This window comes from Tenacibaculum halocynthiae, assembly GCF_964512825.1.
Classification (GTDB): domain Bacteria; phylum Bacteroidota; class Bacteroidia; order Flavobacteriales; family Flavobacteriaceae; genus Polaribacter; species Polaribacter halocynthiae.
In genome coordinates this window covers 63,659-82,791 of sequence record NZ_CAZELG010000031.1, presented here as the reverse complement: position 1 = coordinate 82,791, position 19,133 = coordinate 63,659, and the positions used below count along the sequence as shown (strand labels likewise).

Genomic DNA, 19,133 nt, shown 5'->3' with positions numbered 1-19,133 from the left:
GTTATAGGCGATCGTTTATTACAGTTCTAACAATATCTATAGCTACTTTATTGTGGCCACCACCAGGTATAATAATGTCAGCAAAATTTTTAGTTGGTTCAATAAATTGCTGATGCATTGGTTTTAGTGTGTGTTGGTATCTACTTAAAACTTCATCAATGTCTCTACCACGTTCTTTAATATCTCTGCGAACTCTTCTTATAAGTCTCTCGTCTGCATCTGCATGTACAAAAACTTTTATATCGCATAAATCACGTAATTCTTTACTGTTGAAAATTAATATACCTTCTACTATTATAACCTTCCTAGGGTGTGTTTTGATAGAGTCTTTCGTTCTATTGTGTGCAACAAATGAATATATTGGTTGTTCAATAATTTGCTTATTTTTTAGTTGTTTTAGGTGTTCAACTAATAAGTCAAAGTCAATAGCTCTAGGATGGTCAAAGTTTATTTTTGTTCTTTCTTCGTAAGTAAGATTATCAGTTTTACAGTAATATGAGTCTTGAGAAATTACACAAACCTCATCTGCAGGAAGTTCATTAATTATTTGATTTACTACGGTTGTTTTTCCACTTCCAGTTCCACCAGCAATACCAATAACAAAAATGTTTTTCATTAGAAATTCTTAAGTAGTTTTATAGTTAGCAAATTTAGAAAAAATAGTGCATAAAAAAAGTGCTAACAAATTTGTTAGCACTTTTTATTTTTTGAGCCGATGGAGGGACTCGAACCCACGACCTGCTGATTACAAATCAGCTGCTCTAGCCAGCTGAGCTACATCGGCTTTTGCTTTAAAGCGTGGCAAATATATAATGATTTTCGAAACTACAAAAACTTTTTTTTACTTTTTTTAAATGTGTTTTTTTAATCGTTTGAGAGTCTTTTTTTTAAGTGGTTTTTGGTAAGGAGAAAAGATACAGTTTAAGAACTTTTTGCATCATGTTTTTACATTTTTTACTATTCTTGTTTTTAACAATGATACTTATTTTTGTGTTGTTCTTTATTTCTATTGTTATTATTCCGTTAGGAAAATATATATTTAAACTGTTATGATTTTCTTCTTTAAAGAACAAATCAAACTCACCAACTATCCAGTTTTTAAATTTCTCATATAAAGAAAAAGAAATATTATCTGAAAATGACGTACTATAATAAGATTTCGAATAAATTAATTTCGAAAAATATTTATTCTCTTGAATTGATTGATTAGTTGGTAGCATGATTGTTATACTTTAAAAAAAATATTCTTTTTAAAAAGAATGTAACTTAGTAAAAGATAAAAAGAAACAACGCTAAGAGCATATAGCAAAGAGGCTAACTCAGTAATTTGAATATGATGGTTGAATAAAATGTTAAATAACCAAGAATGTATACTTTCATTATCATTTACTTTAATTAAATAAAATGTTTTGGCTATTACCATTGATAAAAAATAAATAGTTATGGCATTTTTACTAACATATATAAGCTTTTTACTTAGTGTAATGTTTTTTATATCATTAATATAATAAGTAATAGAAAGGGCAAATGAAGCCCAGCCTGCCGTAACTAAAACAAAGCTACCTGTCCAAATAGTTTTATTTATAGGGTACCAAATACTCCAAGTGTAGCCTAGAGTAAAAAGAATTATAGCATAAAAAAGTAATAGGTGTTCTTTTTTATAGTTGTTTTTGTAAGTAAGTATTTTACCAGCAACGATACCTAGCAAGCAAGTTATAATTGACGGAATGGTGCTAAGTAGGCCTTCTGGATCAAAAGTACTTCTCCACATATGTTTTCCTAGAATTTTATAATCAGTATAATTTGACCAATTGTTTAAATTGTTATCAAAAGAAGGGAGTTCTCCATTGGGTAAATGTATAAAACCTGTAAATAAAAAATACCCTATTAATACAAAGATGATTACTGAGATAATACTTTTTATAGTTAGGTTTAGAAATAATATTGAAGAAACAAAAAAAACAATTCCTATTCTTTGCAGTACACCAGGTATTCTTATGGTTTGTAGTTCCTCAAAAAAAGGAAAATTTGGAGTAAAAATATTTATAAATAAACCTAATCCAACTAATTTTAAACTTCTAACAATTATTTTTTTATAAGTAGCTTTGTTAGCGTTCTTATTTTTATAGGCTAGTGCTATTGATATTCCTACGATAAATAAAAAAAAGGGAAAGATTAAATCAGTTGGAGTTAATCCATGCCATTTAGCATGAAGTAATGGAGGGTAAACAAAGCTCCAAGTACCTGGGTTGTTAACTAGAATCATTGCAATTATAGTTAGCCCTCTAAGTGTATCAACTGATTGTAATCGTTTCACAGAGAATATATTGTTATAAAATAGTTGTGCTTATTTTTTTCCATACTCTTATAAGTAAATAGGCAAATACAATAGCGATTGTTGTAATAATAAGTGCTAAGGTATATTTACCATAAATCCAGTAACCAGTAGCGAACATACAGCTGTAAATAAATACAGTACCTAAAAGCATGGCTAATATTCCGTTAGGAACGCTCCATTTTTCATTTGAATTAATAAGGTTGATGTTTTCGTTTTGAGCTTTGTTTGTAATATGTTTCCAACCTTTTCCCCCAGGTTGTATTTTTTTATAAAAATTATATAAAACTTTATCTTTTTCAGGAGAGGTTAAAAAGGTTGTTATTACCCATACTAAAGTTGTTATAAGTACAATAAACGGGAATTTAAACCAGCTAGGAAACACCCCTGTTTCTGAATTAAAAAGAACCTCGCCAAATGAAGTGAAATTTAATAGTATTGAAATTATACCAGAAGAAAACATTGCAGCAATTTCACTCCAGGCATTAATACGCCACCAAAACCAACGTAAAATAAATATAAGCCCTGTACCAGCTCCAAACATTAAAATAACTTCGAACAACTGTAGGGCATTTGTTAATAATAATGCGAATAAAGCACTAAATAACATTAAAACAACTGTTGAAACTCGACCTACTAGAACTAGCTTTTTTTCCGAAGCATTTGGATTAATTTGTTGTTTGTAAAAATCATTTACTATATAAGACGCTCCCCAGTTTAAATGAGTTGAAATAGTACTCATATATGCTGCTACCAGAGAAGCTAAAACAATACCTAATAAACCACTAGGTAGTTTTGTTAACATGGCAGAGTATGCTAAATCATGCCCTAGCTTATTGTCGGCTACATTTGGAAAAGCCTCTTTTATACTAGCTAAATCAGGGTATAAAACTAAAGAAGCTAAAGCAACTAAGATCCATGGCCATGGGCGTAAAGCGTAATGCATAATATTAAAAAAGAATGTAGCACCTATAGCATGATTTTCGTTTTTTGCGGCAAGCATTCGTTGAGCAATATAACCACCACCACCAGGTTCAGCACCTGGGTACCAGGCACTCCACCATTGAACAGCAAAAGGTATTACTAATAAGGTAATAACAGCTTCAGTATTACTAAAGTCAGGTAGTATTGATAGTTTGTTTATAACGTTTTCATGTGTAACTAAGTTTTTTAAACCTCCAATTTCTGGTAAGCTAACTAAATACCAAGCAGCACCAATTGCACCAATCATTGCAACAAAGAACAATAAGAAATCTGTATAAACGACACCTTTGAATCCTCCTATAGCACTGAAAATAACTGTAATTACTCCTGCGTATACAATGGTTTGCCAAGGTTCTAAGCCAAGCATTATTTGACCAATTTTTATAGCGGCAAGTGTTACTGCAGCCATAGCCATTATATTGAATATAACACCAAGATATACGGCACGTAGCTTTCTAAGAAATTTTGCAGGTTTTCCTCCATAACGCAGTTCATAAAACTCAATGTCTGTATTTACATTTGATTTTCGCCAAAGTTTAGCGTAAACAAATACTGTTAGTAAACCTGTTATTAGAAAAGCCCACCAAACCCAATTTCCAGAGACTCCGTTTTTTCTAACTATATCTGTAACTAAGTTAGGTGTATCAGTTGAAAATGTTGTTGCTACCATTGATAATCCTAATAACCACCATGGCATGTTTCTTCCAGATAAAAAAAACTCTTCTGAATTTTTACCAGATTTTTTAGATACATATATACCTATTGCTAATACAATAGTGAAAAATAATATGATTATAGTGTAATCAAGAGAGCTTAAGTTAATCATTAATTAGTTTTTAAAAGTTGAAATCTAATGAAATTGAAAGGTTTATGGTAAATTAATTCTACCAACAACTATGTTTTTTTGATAAACAAAATAAAAACAAAGACAAAAAGCCTTTATTTTCATTAATTAATTATTGTTTAAAATAATTTGTTTTGTATTGTTTATGTATTTTCTACCTATAGGTATTCTTTTATTGTTTATATCTACTGAATTTCCTTCAACAGAATTTACTTTGTCAATAGCAATTGTATATGATCTATGAATACGTAAAAAGTTATTGCTTGGTAGTTCTTCTGTTATACTTGTTAATGATTTATGTACGATGTAGTTTCCATCAGTAGTACAAACTTTTATGTAGTCTTTTAAACTTTCTATATACAAGAGGTTGTCATATTTTACCTTAACTAGTTTTTTGTCTACCTTTAAAAAAATATAAGAATCTTCATTTGTATGAATATTTTTCACATTTTGATTTAAATGTAGTTGTTGAGTAAGTTTATTAATCGATTTTAAAAATCGTGGAAAAGGTATAGGTTTTACTAAGTAATCAAGAACATCTAGATCGTAACTTTCTGCAGCAAATTCTCGATAAGCAGTTGTAATGATTACATGTGGTTTTACAGGGATATTTTTTAAGAATTCTAACCCGTTCATTTTTGGCATATTAATATCTAAAAACAAAACATCTATAGGGTCTTTCTCAAGAGTGTTTATTGCTTCTAAAGGGTTATTAAATGTATCTACAATATTTATGTTTTGAAATTCTTGTAGGTGGTTTTTTATAACATTAATAGCTAAAGGTTCGTCATCTATAATAACACAATTAATTTTCACTTTATTGTTTTTTGGTTAGAGGAATTTCTAAATTAACAGAATGTAAATTATTTTCTTGTGAAATATCAAGTTTATAATTTTTTTTGAATATTAAATCAAGCCTTCTTTTCGTATTTGTATTTCCAATCCCTCTTTTTTTCTTTTGATTTAAAGAAGGCTCGAAACTATTTTTAAGACTAAAAATTAAATTGTTTTCTTGAGTGATTTCGAAACTAATATAGATATAAAAATCATTATTATTTTTATTTCCATGTTTAAAACAGTTTTCTATGTATGATAAAAAAATTAAAGGAGGCACTTTTGCGTTGGCTATATTTCCTTTTATGTTTAAATCTACTGTTGAATTTTTATTGCAACGAAGTAATTCTAAATCTAAATAGTTTTGGATGTATTCAATTTCTTTTAAAAGCTTTACCTTGGGTTCTTTTACATCATAAATAACGTATTGCATTATATCAGATAGTTTTAATACGACTGTTGATGCTAAATCTGATTTTTCCAAAGTTAAAGCATATAGGTTGTTTAATGTGTTAAAGAAAAAATGTGGCTGTATTTGGGTTTTTAAAAAGTTTAATTCACTTTTTAAATGCTCTTTTTTTAAATTTTCTATTCTATTGCGTTGGTTTACCCAGTCTACTGTTAGTTTTATAGCTGTAGCTAAAGCTAAAACATATAGTTCTCCCAGTGTAACAGCTATAATATGATTAAAGGTAAAGGCCTCTTGGTATCCTTCAGATTCTGGCCATATGTTTTTAGTGACTAGGAAATAATTAAGAGCTGTTCTAGCAGTGTATAAAAAACTTAGTGATATAAATAATGATGTAATATATCTTTTATACTTTTTTTGTATTAGGTATTTTGGAATAAAAAAATACAAATTAGCATAAACAATAAATATATGTAGAGGGAATTCTATTAAGTTAGATTTTAATGAGTACCAATAATCATCAAAATAGCTTCCCCATCTAATAACGTTAAAAAGAAAATAGCCAGCCCAAAAAAGGATATGGTACTTTCTTTTTATGGTTCTATTTGAGTATTTATTTTTTCTAAAATTCAAAATTAAAGTAAATTGAGTGTGTAATTTATACCATTTTTTTGGGTGTACCAAACAAGACTTAACATCTAAAATAGACTGATTTATGATAATCTATAAAATAGAGTCATTCATTGCCTATTTGATGTTGTTTGTATATAATATTTTTTTAACATTTTCAGAAGTGCATAACTTTAAGCAAACAATTAATTAACTTATTCATGAAAAAAAATAAAATTTTACTACTATTTTGTTTTTCTTTTTTAGTAACACAACTGGCTTTAGGTCAAGAAAAAACAATAAAAGGGGTAGTGACTTCGAAGTCAGAGGGGGGACCTCTTCCGGGGGTAGGAGTAATTATTAAAGGAACTACTAAAGGGGTTGAAACCGACTTTGATGGGAAATATCAAATTAAAGCCTCAGTAGGAGATGTTTTGCTTTTTACTTATTTAGGTATGAAAGCACAATCAAAAGCTGTAACCAATCAGTCAGTAACTATTAATATAGCATTAGAAGATGATAATGTTTTAAATGAAGTAGTTGTAACTGCCTTAGGAATTAAAAAAGAAAAAAAGGCACTTACTTATTCAGCTCAGGAAGTAAATGGAGATGAATTAACAAAGGTAAAACAAACAAATCCTATTAACAGTTTATCAGGTAAATCAGCAGGGGTAACTATCACAAGAAGTTCGTCTGGTGTAGGAGGAACTGCAAAAGTTGTATTAAGAGGTAACTCTTCTACTACTAATAATGATCCTTTATATGTTATTGATGGAGTACCAATGTTAAATAGTGGAAATGGATCTAATGGTTCAGAACCAGGAACTGATATTTTTGGTAGTCAAACAGGGAACAGAGATGGAGGAGACGCTATGTCTTTAATTAATCCTGATGATGTTGAATCTATAACAGTATTAAAAGGAGCGTCAGCTTCTGCTTTATATGGAAGTCAAGGTGCAAATGGTGTAATTCTTGTAACAACAAAAAAAGGAAAAGAAGGTAGATTGTCTGTAAATGTTTCATCTAGTTTTACAGTTGACAATGTAATGTCTTTACCAAAATTGCAATCTGAATATCAATCAGCTTCAGTGGGAAGTCCAATAGCTGAAAATGGTAGAGTAACTGACCCTAAATCATGGGGTGCAAAAGCTCAAGGATTAAGTAACGATGCTAAAAGTTTTTTTAATACAGGTTATACAGCAATAAACTCTGTAGCTTTAACATCAGGAAATGCTAAAGTACAAACCTATTTTTCATATGCTAATACATTAGCTGAAGGTGTTGTTCCAGGAAATAGACTAGTTAGAAATAATGTAACATTACGAGAAACGGCTAAATTTTTAAAAGATAAAATAAATATTTCTGCAAGTGTTAATTTATCTGATCAAAGAATATGGAATAGACCTACAAATGGTTTGTACTCGAATGCGTTAACAGGTGTGTACTTACATCCAGTAGGAATTGATAGAGATATTTATAAAAATAAATTTGAATATTTTAATCAAACAACTAATATGATGGATCAGTATGCTTCTTCTTTTGATGAAAACATTCAGCAAAATCCATATTGGTTAATAAACAGAAACCCGAGTCAAGATATTGTACAAAGAGTATTAGCAAATGTATCTGCTAAATATCAAGTAACAGATAACTTCTCATTACAGTCGAGAGTAAGTTATGATAAGTCATTTTTTACATTTGATAAAAAGCAATATGCAGGAACAGATCCTGTAAATTCTGGAGATAATGGAAGGTATGTTTTAGAGAAAACTGAAAACACACAACAATACATTGATTTAATAGCTAATTATTCTAAAGACTTTTCAGAAGATTTAACTTTTACAGGTTTATTAGGAACTAGTTTAACAAAATATTCTATTGGAGATCAAATTTTATTAGATTCTGGTAGAGATGGTAAAGGATTAAACTTTCCAAATGTTTTTACTATTGCTAATTTTGAAACAACTAATAATATAAGACAATCAGTTGGAAATAGAGAAGTGCAATCTGTATTTGGATCAGCAAATTTTGGGTATAAAAAAATGTTATTCTTAGATGTAACAGGAAGAACAGATTGGTCATCTACCTTAGTAAATACAAATTCAACTTCATTTTTCTATCCATCTATTGGTTTAACGGGGGTTCTTTCAGAAATGTTTGAAATGCCTGAGTCAATTAATTTTGGAAAGCTTAGAGTTTCTTATGCTGAGGTGGGTAAAGATATACCTGTATATGCTACATTACCATTAAATAAAATAAATCAAACGAATACAGGTATTAGTACGGCGCCTTTTGCTCCAATTGAAGGAGAAACATTAGAGCCAGAAAGACAAAAGGCATTTGAAATTGGAACTGAGTGGAGATTTTTAAACAACCGTTTAGGTTTTGAGTTAACGTACTATAGTACAAAAACATTGAATCAAATATTTTTTATTCAAGCTGAGCCTAATCCAAATGGATACTCTCAAAACATTGTAAATGCTGGAGAGATTTCTAATAAAGGTATAGAGTTAGTTTTAAATGGAAAGCCAATAAGAAATGAAAACTTTACTTGGAATACAGTATTAAATTTTGCACAAAATAAAAACAAAGTCGTTTCAGTTCATCCTTCATTACAAGATGGAGAGGCTATTGTTACTGCTAGAGGTGTAAATGGTTATGAGTTTTCATTAATAGAAGGAGAAGATTTTGGTAGTATAAAAGCAAGATCATTAGTGAGAAATCAAAATGGTGTGCCAGTAATTAATACTTCTGGAGCTTTAAAATCAACGGAATTTAAAACAGTAGCACATGCTCAACCTGATTTTACTTTAGGATGGAGTAATAGTTTTGATTACAAGAATTTTACTTTTAGTTTTTTAATTGATGGTAAATTCGGAGGAGATGTAGTAAGTGTTACAGAGGCTGTAAACGATAAATATGGTGTTTCTCAAGCAACAGCAGATGCTAGAAATACTAATGGCGGAATGATTAATGTAGTAAATGAAGCAGGTGTTGCATCTCAAATAACGGCTCAAGATTACTATAATGCTATTGGAGGTAGAGATGGAATGTTAGGTGAATATGTATACGATGCAACTAATGTTAGTTTAAGAGAATTATCTATAGGGTATAAGTTACCTGTAAAAGGAGACTTCTTTAAAAGCGTAAGATTGTCTTTAATAGCAAATAATTTATTCTTTTTCTATAAAGAAGCTCCATTTGATCCAAACATATCTGCAAGTACAGGTTTAGGTTTACAAGGTGTTGATATATTCAATCAACCATCAACAAGAAGTATAGGGTTTAATGTTAATATAAACTTTTAAGAAATGAAACGAACTTTTAAATATATACAACTATTAATAATTTTAGTAATTGTTAATGCGTGTACAGAAGATTTTGCTAAGATAAATACCGATCCACATGGTATCTCACAAGAAAGCTTAACACAGCAAAATAACCATATTGGATCTAGGTTTTCACCAATGTTTTCTAATATAATTCGTGTAGAGCCTGCATGGAACTACCAGTTACAACAGAACTTAAATGCTGATGTTTTTTCAGGATATATGACAGCTCCAACACCATTTGCAGGAAATATAAATAATCAAACATACGCTTTAGTTAATGGGTGGAATGGTTTTATATGGAACGATGCATATGATGCAAATAACGGAAATGGAGTAATGCCATATGCAAGAGAGATAAAAGAGCAAGTAGAATTATCAAATTCACAAGGAGGAGAGAAATTTGTTTTCTTAGCCAATGTTATAAAAGTAATGGCAATGCATAGAGTATCAGATGTTTTTGGACCTATTCGTTATTCAAAATTTAATGATTACGGTACTACAGGTGAATACGATTCTCAAGAAGATGCCTATAAAGCGTTTTTTAAAGATTTAGATGATGCTATTACAGGATTAAAAAAATATGAAGGTGACATGCAATTTGTTCCGTTTGACGAGTCAAACTTAGCAGGAGATGTTGCTTCATGGAGAGCATTTGCTAATTCTATACGATTACGATTAGCTATTAGAGTATCTAAAGTAAATCAGGCTATGGCTAAAACTGAAGGAGAAAAAGCATTAGCTAGTGATGCAGGATTTATAGCAAACACAATGACAGTAAACATGGGTGGTTTTTCACATCCATTAGCAACTATTAGTGGAACTTGGGGAGATATTTGTATGAGTGCAGAAATGGAAGTGATTTTAAAAGGATTCAATGATGGAAGAATTTCTAAATATTTTAATGCACCAGCAAATGCAGCATTAGGAAATTATAAAGGAATTCGTCAAGGAATTGATATTAATGCGAAATCTCAATATGGTAGCCATTCTTTATTAGGAGAAGTTGTGATGACAGCTACTCAAAAAGTATGGATGACAACTGCTGAAATTCATTTTTTGAAAGCTGAAGCAGCGTTAAGAGGCTGGGCTGGAGCAGGAAATGCTAAAGTAAATTATGAAGAAGGTGTAAAGGCTTCTTTTACACAGCATGGTGTTGCAGGGGCTAGTACTTATTTAGCAGATGCAACGAGTACTCCAAACGATTTTGTTGATGCAATTAATGCAACTAATAATGTAGCATATTCAACAGATGTAAAAATAGCTTACAATCAGGCAGGAACAAATGAAGAGCAATTAGAGCAAATAATTACTCAAAAATGGATTGCAATGTTTCCTGATGGTCAAGAAGCATGGAGTGAATTTAGAAGAACAGGATATCCTAAAGTTTTTCCTGTTGTAGTTAATAACAGTGGAGGAGAAATAGATACCAATATTCAAATACGCCGTATCAATTTTGTGGATAGTGAGAAGAACACCAATTCAGCAAATGTTCAAAAGGCAGTTAGCTTCTTAAAAGGTTTAGATAATGGAGGAACCAGACTTTGGTGGGATACCGGAAGCAGTAATTTTTAACCAGTAAACTTTGTTATAAATAATCGGGGATGTAAGTATGCATTCTCGATTGTTTTTAGTAGCAGTTTTATGGCTATTTGTCGAAAAAAATCGCAAAGAGAGAACTGGTATTCTACATTTACAAAGTAATTTATTTTAAGATTAAGGTAAGCATGGTTATGTCAAATAATAAAGAAATGAAATATCATCTAGCAGGACAGTTTGAAGAAACACGTTTTGAAAAGAGTCATAACGTAATATTTGAAAACTCATTAGAAGCATCAAAATTAGTTGCTTCAGAAATAGCTCAGCTTATAAAGCAAAAAGCTAGTGTAAACCAAAAGTGTGTTTTAGGTTTAGCTACGGGTTCATCACCGATTAAAGTGTATGAAGAGTTAGTAAGAATGCATAAAGAAGAAGGGTTAAGTTTTTCTAATGTAATTACTTTTAATTTAGATGAATATTGGCCAATGCAACCAGATGATATTCAAAGTTATCATCATTTTATGCATGAGCATTTATTTAATCATATTGATATAGTTCCAGAAAGTGTTCATATACCTGATGGAACAATTCAACCAGAAGAGGTGTATCAATATTGCGTAGATTATGAATTAAAAATAAAAGAAGCTGGAGGATTAGATTTTCAATTACTTGGAATTGGGAGGACTGGTCATATTGGTTTTAATGAACCAGGGTCTCATTATAATTCTAGTACAAGAAGTATAACTTTAGATCATATAACAAGAGAAGATGCTGCGTCAGATTTTTTAGGAATAGAGAATGTTCCTAAAAGAGCCATAACAATGGGAATTAACACCATAAAAAAAGCAAAAAGGGTTATATTACTTGCTTGGGGTGTTAATAAAGCTGAAGTAATTCAACAAACGATTGAAGGGAAAATAACTTCACAAGTTCCAGCAACATATCTTCAAGAGCATACTAATGCAACTTTTGTATTAGATAAAGAGGCTTCTTCTGAATTAACAAGAATAAAATCACCTTGGTTAGTTTCATCATGTGTTTGGACAGAAGAGCTGAAAAAGAAAGCAATTTTCTGGCTAAGTGATAAAGTAGGTAAACCAATTCTTAAGTTAACAGATAAAGATTATAACGAGTATGGAATGTCTAGTTTGTTGGTAGAAGAAGGGAGTTCTTATGAATTGAATATAAAAATATTTAATGCATTGCAAAGAACAATCACTGGATGGCCAGGAGGAAAGCCAGGTGCAGATGATTCAAGACGTCCAGAAAGAAGTACACCAGAGAAAAAGCGAGTAATTATATTTAGTCCTCACCCTGATGATGATGTAATATCAATGGGAGGAACTTTTGATAGGTTAGTTGAACAAGGACATGAAGTTCATATAGCGTATCAAACATCAGGGAATATTGCAGTTTCAGATGATGATGCGTTAAAATTTGCTGAGGTGTTTAAATTGTTTGATCCAAATTCTAATAATACCGAAAATATTATTTCTTCTATTTTAAATAAAGAGGCAAACGAAATAGATACACTTGAGGTTAGGAAGTTAAAAGGAGGGATTAGAAGAGCAGAATCATTGGCTGCAACTAGATATTTAGGTGTTCCTGATGATAATATTCATTTTTTGAATCTTCCGTTTTATGAAACAGGAAAGGTTAAGAAAAACAATTTATCAAAAGAAGATATTGATATCATGTGCGCTTTGATTGAAGAGATTAAGCCACATCAAATTTATGCAGCTGGAGATTTGGCAGATCCTCATGGAACTCATAAAGTATGTTTAAATTCACTTTTTGAAGCATTAGAGGTTCTTAAAAATCAAAAATACATGAATGACTGTTGGGTTTGGTTGTATAGAGGAGCTTGGTTTGAATGGCAACCTCATGAAATAGAAATGGCTATTCCAATGAGTCCTGATCAGGTAGTGAAAAAAAGACATGCAATATTCTATCACCAGTCTCAAAAAGATAAAGTAATGTTTCAAGGAAACGATGCGAGAGAGTTTTGGGTTAGGGCAGAAGATAGAAACAAGTTAACTGCTGAAAAGTATCGTAACTTGGGTATGGCAGATTATGCAGCTATTGAGGCGTTTAAACGCTATTTCTTTTAATATGAAATATAGTGTATTAATCTTTTTATTACTATTACTGGGGTGTGGCATTGAAGAAGAGTCTAAAATAGAAGGAACTTGGCAACTAGTTTCAGCAAAAACTATAACAAAAGATTCTACCTTTTCTACAGTATCGCCCAATCAGGAGATGATTAAAATTATTAATAAAACTCACTTTTCTTTTTTAAGACACGATTTAAATAAAGGTAAAGATTCTTCAGCTGTATATGTAGCAGGAGGAGGAAGATATGTCTATAAAAAAGGTGTCTATAAAGAATATCTTGATTATTTGAATTATAGAGAATGGGAAGGGAAAGTTTTTGAATTCAATGCTAAAATAAATAATGATACTCTTATAATAACAGGGGTAGAGAAGATTGAAGAGCTAGGAGTGGATAACAAAATTATAGAAGTTTATAAAAAACTTTAAAAATATTATATGATAAAAAGAATAATAAATAACCTATTAACAATTTTATTATTTAGTGTTATAATGGTTAATGGTCAAAATAAATTATCAGAAACGTATAATTTAATGCCTTGGCCAAAGGAAATAAAAGAAAATAATAATAAGGTATATATTAATGAAGACTTTACTGTTTCTATTAATAATAAAGAAGGAAGAGTTCACGGGGCGGCTATAAAATTTATAAGAAGGCTGACTAATAGAACTGGTGTTTTTGTAAAAGAAGGCTTTCCTTTTTTGAATAAAAAAAATGCAACTATTAAAATTACCTTTAATAAAGTTGCTGATATTCAGTTAAATGTTGATGAATCATATGAGGTTTTAGTAACAGGGAAACAGGTTGAGATTTTAGCTAAAACTGATGTAGGAGCTATAAGAGGATTAGAAACAGTATTACAATTAATAAGATATAATGAAAACTCTTTTTATGTAGGAGGAGTTACCATTAAAGATTCTCCACGTTTTATATGGAGAGGGTTAATGATTGACGTTGCAAGGCATTATCAACCATTAAGTGTTTTAAAAAGAAATTTAGATGCTATGGCGTCTATGAAAATGAATGTTTTTCATTGGCATTTATCAGATGATCAAGGGTTTAGGGTAGAGTCAAAAGTGTTTCCTAAATTACACGAGCTAGGTTCTGATGGTCAGTATTATACGCATGAAAATATTAAAGATATTGTTTCTTATGCTAATAAATTAGGTATAAGAGTGGTTCCTGAAATTGATGTTCCTGGACATGCTACAGCAATATTAACAGCATATCCTGAACTAGGAAGTAAAAAAGGATATGATTATAAAATTGAAAGATTTTCTGGAGTTTTTCATCCCACATTAAACCCCATTAATCCAGAAGTATATGTTTTTTTAGACAAATTGTTTGCTGAAATAACGCCATTGTTTCCTGATAATTACTTCCATATAGGAGGTGATGAAAATGAAGGTAAGCATTGGGATGAAAATCATGAGGTACAAAAATTTAAGAAGAAAGAAGGTTTAAATAGTAATCATGATTTACAAACATTTTTTAATATCAAATTACAAGAGATATTAAAAAAATACAACAAGAAATTAATGGGGTGGGATGAAATAATGACTAAAGACATGCCTAAAACTGCTATTATTCATTCGTGGAGAGGTGTAAATGAAGGCTTTAAAAATGGAACATTAACTGAGGCTGTAAAAAATGGATACCAAGCAGTGCTATCTAATGATTACTATATTGATAGAATGCAATCGGTTGAGCATCATTATTTATTTGATCCTGCAGGAAATGGAAAGCTTACTAAAGAAGAAGAAAAAAGAGTTTTAGGAGGTGAAGTAACTATGTGGAGTGAACTTGTTACTTCGTTAACTATAGATTCTAGAATATGGCCAAGAACGGCAGCAATTGCAGAAAGATTTTGGTCGGTTAAAGAAGTGAAAAATCTTGAAAACATGAGAAAAAGACTGCGTCCAATTAGTCTTCAGTTAGAAGAGTTAGGAATTAGTCATTTTAAAAACAGAGATGTCATTTTAAGAAACATAACTAAGAGTAATGATATAAGTTCTTTAAAAGTTTTAACAGGTGTTTATGAACCTGTAGAGATCTATACAAGAAATAAAGGAGGAACAGAGTATAAATCATTTTCACCATTTACGCTTTTTGCTGATGCTTGTTTTGCAGATGCAATTGATGGGTATAACTTTAAAAAAACAATGAACTCTTATTTAAAAAGACCTAGCGTAAGTAAAAAGAAAGAGTTGATAAATTATTTTAATAAATGGATTAAAGGGTATAACGACTTTTTGAAATTACAGTCAAACCCTAACACAGGTTTAATAAAAAATCATTATAAGAAACTTAAGGAGTTATCACTTGTTTGCGTTGAGGTTCTTAATGGTAAGAAGATTACAAAAAAGGTAAAAAAGGAGGTAAATGAATGTGTAAAAGTTCTAAAAGAACCACTAGTAGATACTGAATTAGTTGTTTTACCTGTAATAGAAAAGTTCTTGAATGAATAGATAGTAAGGATCTATGACGTAAAGTTATGCCAAATAAATATTTTCAATAGGTTTATAGGTAAGGTATCTATAAAATTAATATAACCCCAAATTAATAGCTTAATTATATGAATTATAACGTAACATTAAAAGAAATAGCATTAAAATCGGGAGTATCAGTGTCAACAGTTTCTAAGGCATTAAATGATAGCCATGAAATTAGTAGTATAACTAAAGAAAGGATTTCTAAAATAGCAAAGTCATTAAACTACAGGCCTAATTTTTTTGCTAAGAATTTAAAAAGAAAAACGAACTTTATTATTGGAGTTATACTACCTGATTTAAAAAATGATTTTTTTTCTAACTTATTAGTAGGTATTACTGAAGAAACATGTGAAAAAAAACATAGAATTATGGTTTATCAAACGTGTAATAGCCCAGAAAAAGAAATTACGTACACAAAATTATTATCTGAAAATATTATTGATGGTTTAATTATATCACCTTCATTATTTCCTGAACGCCATGCTGAAGATAATAAATATCTGATCAAACTTTCTGAAAGACATTTACCAATAATAGTTATTAATAAAATGGTTGATAATGTTGTGTATACAAATACGCAGTTAAAGCAGTCTAATAACGGACTTAAATTAGGTAAAGATTTAGTAAGTAATATGATTAGTAAAATCAAAAATTATAATTTACAGTTAGAAGTTTCTTAGATAAAATGATATTAATTGCAGATAGTGGGTCAACAAAATGCGATTGGATTTTGTTAGAAAGCCTAGATTATAATATAGTAAGAAGAATTAGAACAAAAGGGGTGAATCCTTCTGTTTTAAAGAAAAAAGATATAGAAAATATTCTTGAAAACTGTAGCGAATTATCGTTTTATAAAAAGTTAGTAACAACTATTTACTTTTTTGGAGCAGGGTGTAATAATAAAAAAGGGAGTGATAAAATAAAGAACATTTTTGAGAAAAAATTTACCAACCTATCAAAAATTGCTATTAAAGAAGATTTAATGTTAGCTGTTTTTGCTGCTTCAAGTAAACCTTCGGTGGTTTGCATATTGGGTACAGGGTCTAATTGTTGTTTTTTTAATGGAAAAGTAATTGAACAAAAAGTAAAAGCAATGGGCTACATCTTAATGGATGAAGGAAGTGGTAATCATTTAGGAAAAGAACTCTTAAAAAGTTATTATTATAGAAGTTTACCAGAAGACCTTAAGTTTTCTTTGGAAAAAGAGTTTAAGCTAGATGATGATATGGTTTTATCAAAACTCTATGGATCAAAAATGCCTAATAAATATTTAGCGCAATTTGCACGTTTTTTATTTGAGAATATTGAGCATCCTTACGCAAAAGAAATGATAAGTTCTTGTATAGGGAACTTTATAGATAAACAATTAGTTAATTATAAGAATGAATTAAATGAAGTCCCCCTTTATTTTATTGGCTCTGTAGGATATCATGCAAGAGATATTATTAATGAAGAACTTAGAAAAAGAAAAATGAAATCTCCCGAAAACTTCATAAGGAGACCTTTGAAAGCTTTTATTGAATCTATTAAAGAAGATAGGCTCTTCTTAAAAGAGGTAGTGTAAAGTAAATATGAAGGATACACAACCAATGAAATAATTTTAATGATGTTGTCGTGTAGTCTATAGTTTTGCCAATAGTTTTGTATAACATTAGTGAGGAAGTAGGCAATTCGAGAATTGTTAGCCGAGCTTCAAGCACTAAATTTAATAAATAAATTACAGATAGAAAGTCCGTAAGGATTTTCGTAAGTAGGTTTGCGTTAGCAATTTATTTTATATAGCTTAAGTATACAAAGTAGTAAATTTAAGTATTAAAAAAGAAATCTTTATAGGTGTATGCTGATTTCTCTACGCTCATACTTGATTGAAAAACGTTCATGTATTTTTTATATAATAATAGTTGATTTATTGTGAATTTAAAGAGTTGTGTGTGGTTATGCATCGTTTTTATTTTATTTACCAACTAATTAATTTAAAAATCACTCTTTATTAAAAAGAGAAATGAATAAAAAAATGATAAAATCAAACTCTAATAAAGAGCCATTTAAAATTGTAGACAGTTCTCAACCCGCAAATGATTTAATAGATAAAGTATATTCTTATTATAATGAAATGCCAATTGCATGGGGAAGGTATTTTACTACTGGTTACCCTGTGGAGTATTCGCATAATTTAGAAAATAATACCTTACATGAAAATAATATAAAACTACTACCTATTGCAAGGCATACAAACCATGTAGGAGGTTCTTATTCGCAGGGGGTTACAGATGCTAAGCAAGGAGTAAATGATCTTTTTTCTACCTTTACTGTCAATTATTGGAAGTCACAAGGGAGTGAGTTTTTCTTTTTTTTAGATGTTGAAGGAAATGTAAGTGGAAGTAATGGCTCCATATCTGAAGAGTACTATAGAGGTTGGTCAGAGACTTTAATTTCCTATAGTAAGGAAAAAAGTGAAAATTCTGTAACTATTCTTCCATGTGTTTATGCAAATTATCATGATAATACTACATTTTCAATATTAATTAAAGGTGAAATAACATGCTATGGTTTATGGATTGCTAGGTATCACAGTTCTCCTGAAAAATGGCCTTCATGGAATGAGAATTTTGCAGTGCCTAAATTAATACAAAACTCATCAATACCAGTTTTTTTGAGGCAATATGCAAGTGGAGAGCAAGTGAATGAAGAATTTGACCTTGATCAAACGAACCCCAATATTATTGGATTTAAAGAAAGGTTTTTAAACAAACTTATTCTTCCTCCTTCAAGTAATATATCTTAAATTATTGATTTTTAGAATTTAAGAGAGGAGTTAAAAGTCGGGATGAGAGGATTCGAACCTCCGATCTCTGGTCCCCCAGACCAGCACTTTAACCGGACTAAGCTACATCCCGAGTTTAATTTGGTTAGTATACAAAACTAAAAAAAAATTCTAGGAAAAGACCTAGAATTTTTATCAAGAATAAATATCATATTTAAGGGTTTAGATAATTAATTATAGCACCCTTAATTTTATAACGTGCTTTTTTAGGAAAAAGTATTAGGCCGTTAATGGTTTTCCTTTTAAACGTTTGTCTATACGTTGTTTAACAACTGTTAAACGTTTCATTAAGTCCATTAAGTTACTATCTTTAGTTTCTTTATAAACTTCATTAATTTCTAAAATTAACGCTTTAGCTTCTCTTGAAGCTAATATTCTATCACTAGTAGTAACAAATTTGAATTTTCTGGTTTCAAACTCTTCTCCTTTACTAATTAACTCTGAATTCATATTAAGTGCTTCTTTCGTTTTAAATTAAAATAATCTTTACAATTTAGGTTTGGTGTTGATTTAAAATTGAAAAAGATATAACTCTTATAGTCTATTTAAGACATCTCATTAATTTTTTTATAACAATATTGTAATAAAAAACTGGGGGTCAAATATAGCGTTATTTACGGTTTTATATGTTAAAAAACAATCAAAATATATTATTTTTTTATAAGTTTTTCTTATTTAGGAAGATAAACTCGTTTTTTTACCACTTATAATGCTATAAATTAGTAGGTATTTAACCAAATATAATAAAACTTGTTAATTTTTCAAAAAAGAATTAAATGTTTTTTTTATAAGATTAATAAGATTTGATGTTTAATATTGTT

At 29.9% G+C, this 19,133-nt stretch carries 15 protein-coding genes and 2 tRNA genes; 8 read left to right on the top strand and 9 right to left on the bottom strand.

Annotated elements, in window-relative coordinates; all coding sequences use genetic code 11:
* Nucleotide 1: 1 nt before the first annotated feature.
* From udk to ACKTTQ_RS12145, 7 genes are all read right to left on the bottom strand, one after another.
* Nucleotides 2-607 carry a uridine kinase gene (udk, locus tag ACKTTQ_RS12175; RefSeq protein ID WP_093869229.1) on the bottom strand — a complete coding sequence of 202 codons (606 nt, stop codon included), beginning with the start codon at nt 605-607 and terminating at the stop codon, nt 2-4.
* Between the two features lie 103 nt (nt 608-710).
* A tRNA-Thr gene (locus tag ACKTTQ_RS12170) sits at nt 711-784 on the bottom strand.
* A gap of 103 nt (nt 785-887) precedes the next feature.
* Nucleotides 888-1,220: a hypothetical protein gene (locus ACKTTQ_RS12165; protein ID WP_299136268.1), complete on the bottom strand. Its 333-nt coding sequence runs from the start codon at nt 1,218-1,220 to the stop codon at nt 888-890.
* Nucleotides 1,221-1,225: 5 nt separating this feature from the next.
* Nucleotides 1,226-2,317, bottom strand: a complete 1,092-nt coding sequence (locus ACKTTQ_RS12160) for an acyltransferase family protein (RefSeq protein ID WP_408049341.1) — start codon at nt 2,315-2,317, stop codon at nt 1,226-1,228.
* 13 nt (nt 2,318-2,330) lie between these two features.
* Nucleotides 2,331-4,145, bottom strand: a complete 1,815-nt coding sequence (locus ACKTTQ_RS12155) for a sodium:solute symporter family protein (RefSeq protein WP_113787718.1) — start codon at nt 4,143-4,145, stop codon at nt 2,331-2,333.
* A 126-nt stretch (nt 4,146-4,271) separates the two neighbouring features.
* Nucleotides 4,272-4,979: a LytR/AlgR family response regulator transcription factor gene (locus ACKTTQ_RS12150; RefSeq protein WP_093869144.1), complete on the bottom strand. Its 708-nt coding sequence runs from the start codon at nt 4,977-4,979 to the stop codon at nt 4,272-4,274.
* Nucleotide 4,980: 1 nt separating this feature from the next.
* Nucleotides 4,981-6,039, bottom strand: a complete 1,059-nt coding sequence (locus ACKTTQ_RS12145) for a sensor histidine kinase (RefSeq protein WP_408049340.1) — start codon at nt 6,037-6,039, stop codon at nt 4,981-4,983.
* Between the two features lie 197 nt (nt 6,040-6,236).
* Between ACKTTQ_RS12145 and ACKTTQ_RS12140 the strand changes: the two genes are divergently transcribed.
* From ACKTTQ_RS12140 to ACKTTQ_RS12105, 8 genes are all read left to right on the top strand, one after another.
* A complete protein-coding gene (locus tag ACKTTQ_RS12140; protein ID WP_408049339.1) occupies nt 6,237-9,323 on the top strand; it encodes a SusC/RagA family TonB-linked outer membrane protein in 3,087 nt (1,028 codons plus the stop codon).
* 3 nt (nt 9,324-9,326) lie between these two features.
* Nucleotides 9,327-10,919, top strand: a complete 1,593-nt coding sequence (locus ACKTTQ_RS12135; RefSeq protein WP_113787720.1) for a RagB/SusD family nutrient uptake outer membrane protein — start codon at nt 9,327-9,329, stop codon at nt 10,917-10,919.
* Nucleotides 10,920-11,077: 158 nt separating this feature from the next.
* A complete protein-coding gene (gene nagB, locus ACKTTQ_RS12130; RefSeq protein WP_408049338.1) occupies nt 11,078-12,994 on the top strand; it encodes a glucosamine-6-phosphate deaminase in 1,917 nt (638 codons plus the stop codon).
* A 1-nt stretch (nt 12,995) separates the two neighbouring features.
* On the top strand, nt 12,996-13,424 hold the full coding sequence (locus tag ACKTTQ_RS12125; protein WP_093869141.1) for a hypothetical protein: 429 nt from the start codon (nt 12,996-12,998) through the stop codon (nt 13,422-13,424).
* 9 nt (nt 13,425-13,433) lie between these two features.
* Entirely contained in the window at nt 13,434-15,464 is a 2,031-nt protein-coding gene (locus tag ACKTTQ_RS12120; protein WP_408049337.1) for a beta-N-acetylhexosaminidase, read from the top strand.
* Nucleotides 15,465-15,571: 107 nt separating this feature from the next.
* Nucleotides 15,572-16,168 (top strand): LacI family DNA-binding transcriptional regulator, encoded by a 597-nt coding sequence (locus tag ACKTTQ_RS12115; protein WP_093869139.1) that lies wholly within the window; start codon nt 15,572-15,574, stop codon nt 16,166-16,168.
* 5 nt (nt 16,169-16,173) lie between these two features.
* Nucleotides 16,174-17,052 (top strand): N-acetylglucosamine kinase, encoded by an 879-nt coding sequence (locus ACKTTQ_RS12110; protein WP_408049336.1) that lies wholly within the window; start codon nt 16,174-16,176, stop codon nt 17,050-17,052.
* 450 nt (nt 17,053-17,502) lie between these two features.
* The gene (locus ACKTTQ_RS12105; protein ID WP_113787723.1) at nt 17,503-18,273 is read left to right on the top strand and encodes a glycoside hydrolase family 25 domain-containing protein; all 771 of its coding nucleotides are present in this window, start codon (nt 17,503-17,505) and stop codon (nt 18,271-18,273) included.
* Nucleotides 18,274-18,310: 37 nt separating this feature from the next.
* On the opposite strand, the gene ACKTTQ_RS12100 is transcribed toward ACKTTQ_RS12105, so the two are convergent.
* Together ACKTTQ_RS12100 and ACKTTQ_RS12095 are read right to left on the bottom strand one after the other, a co-directional pair.
* Nucleotides 18,311-18,385: transfer RNA gene (locus tag ACKTTQ_RS12100), tRNA-Pro, on the bottom strand.
* Between the two features lie 146 nt (nt 18,386-18,531).
* Nucleotides 18,532-18,762: a hypothetical protein gene (locus tag ACKTTQ_RS12095; protein ID WP_093869135.1), complete on the bottom strand. Its 231-nt coding sequence runs from the start codon at nt 18,760-18,762 to the stop codon at nt 18,532-18,534.
* Nucleotides 18,763-19,133 lie beyond the last annotated feature (371 nt).

Bases quoted from the DNA above. Each gene is read 5' to 3' on its own strand.
- ACKTTQ_RS12120 (WP_408049337.1), top strand. From the start codon at position 13,434: ATGATAAAAAGAATAATAAATAACCTATTAACAATTTTATTATTTAGT.
- ACKTTQ_RS12135 (WP_113787720.1), top strand. From the start codon at position 9,327: ATGAAACGAACTTTTAAATATATACAACTATTAATAATTTTAGTAATT.
- ACKTTQ_RS12140 (WP_408049339.1), top strand. From the start codon at position 6,237: ATGAAAAAAAATAAAATTTTACTACTATTTTGTTTTTCTTTTTTAGTA.
- ACKTTQ_RS12105 (WP_113787723.1), top strand. From the start codon at position 17,503: ATGATAAAATCAAACTCTAATAAAGAGCCATTTAAAATTGTAGACAGT.
- nagB (WP_408049338.1), top strand. From the start codon at position 11,078: ATGTCAAATAATAAAGAAATGAAATATCATCTAGCAGGACAGTTTGAA.
- ACKTTQ_RS12110 (WP_408049336.1), top strand. From the start codon at position 16,174: ATGATATTAATTGCAGATAGTGGGTCAACAAAATGCGATTGGATTTTG.
- ACKTTQ_RS12095 (WP_093869135.1), bottom strand. From the start codon at position 18,762: ATGAATTCAGAGTTAATTAGTAAAGGAGAAGAGTTTGAAACCAGAAAA.
- ACKTTQ_RS12155 (WP_113787718.1), bottom strand. From the start codon at position 4,145: ATGATTAACTTAAGCTCTCTTGATTACACTATAATCATATTATTTTTC.
- ACKTTQ_RS12115 (WP_093869139.1), top strand. From the start codon at position 15,572: ATGAATTATAACGTAACATTAAAAGAAATAGCATTAAAATCGGGAGTA.
- ACKTTQ_RS12165 (WP_299136268.1), bottom strand. From the start codon at position 1,220: ATGCTACCAACTAATCAATCAATTCAAGAGAATAAATATTTTTCGAAA.
- ACKTTQ_RS12125 (WP_093869141.1), top strand. From the start codon at position 12,996: ATGAAATATAGTGTATTAATCTTTTTATTACTATTACTGGGGTGTGGC.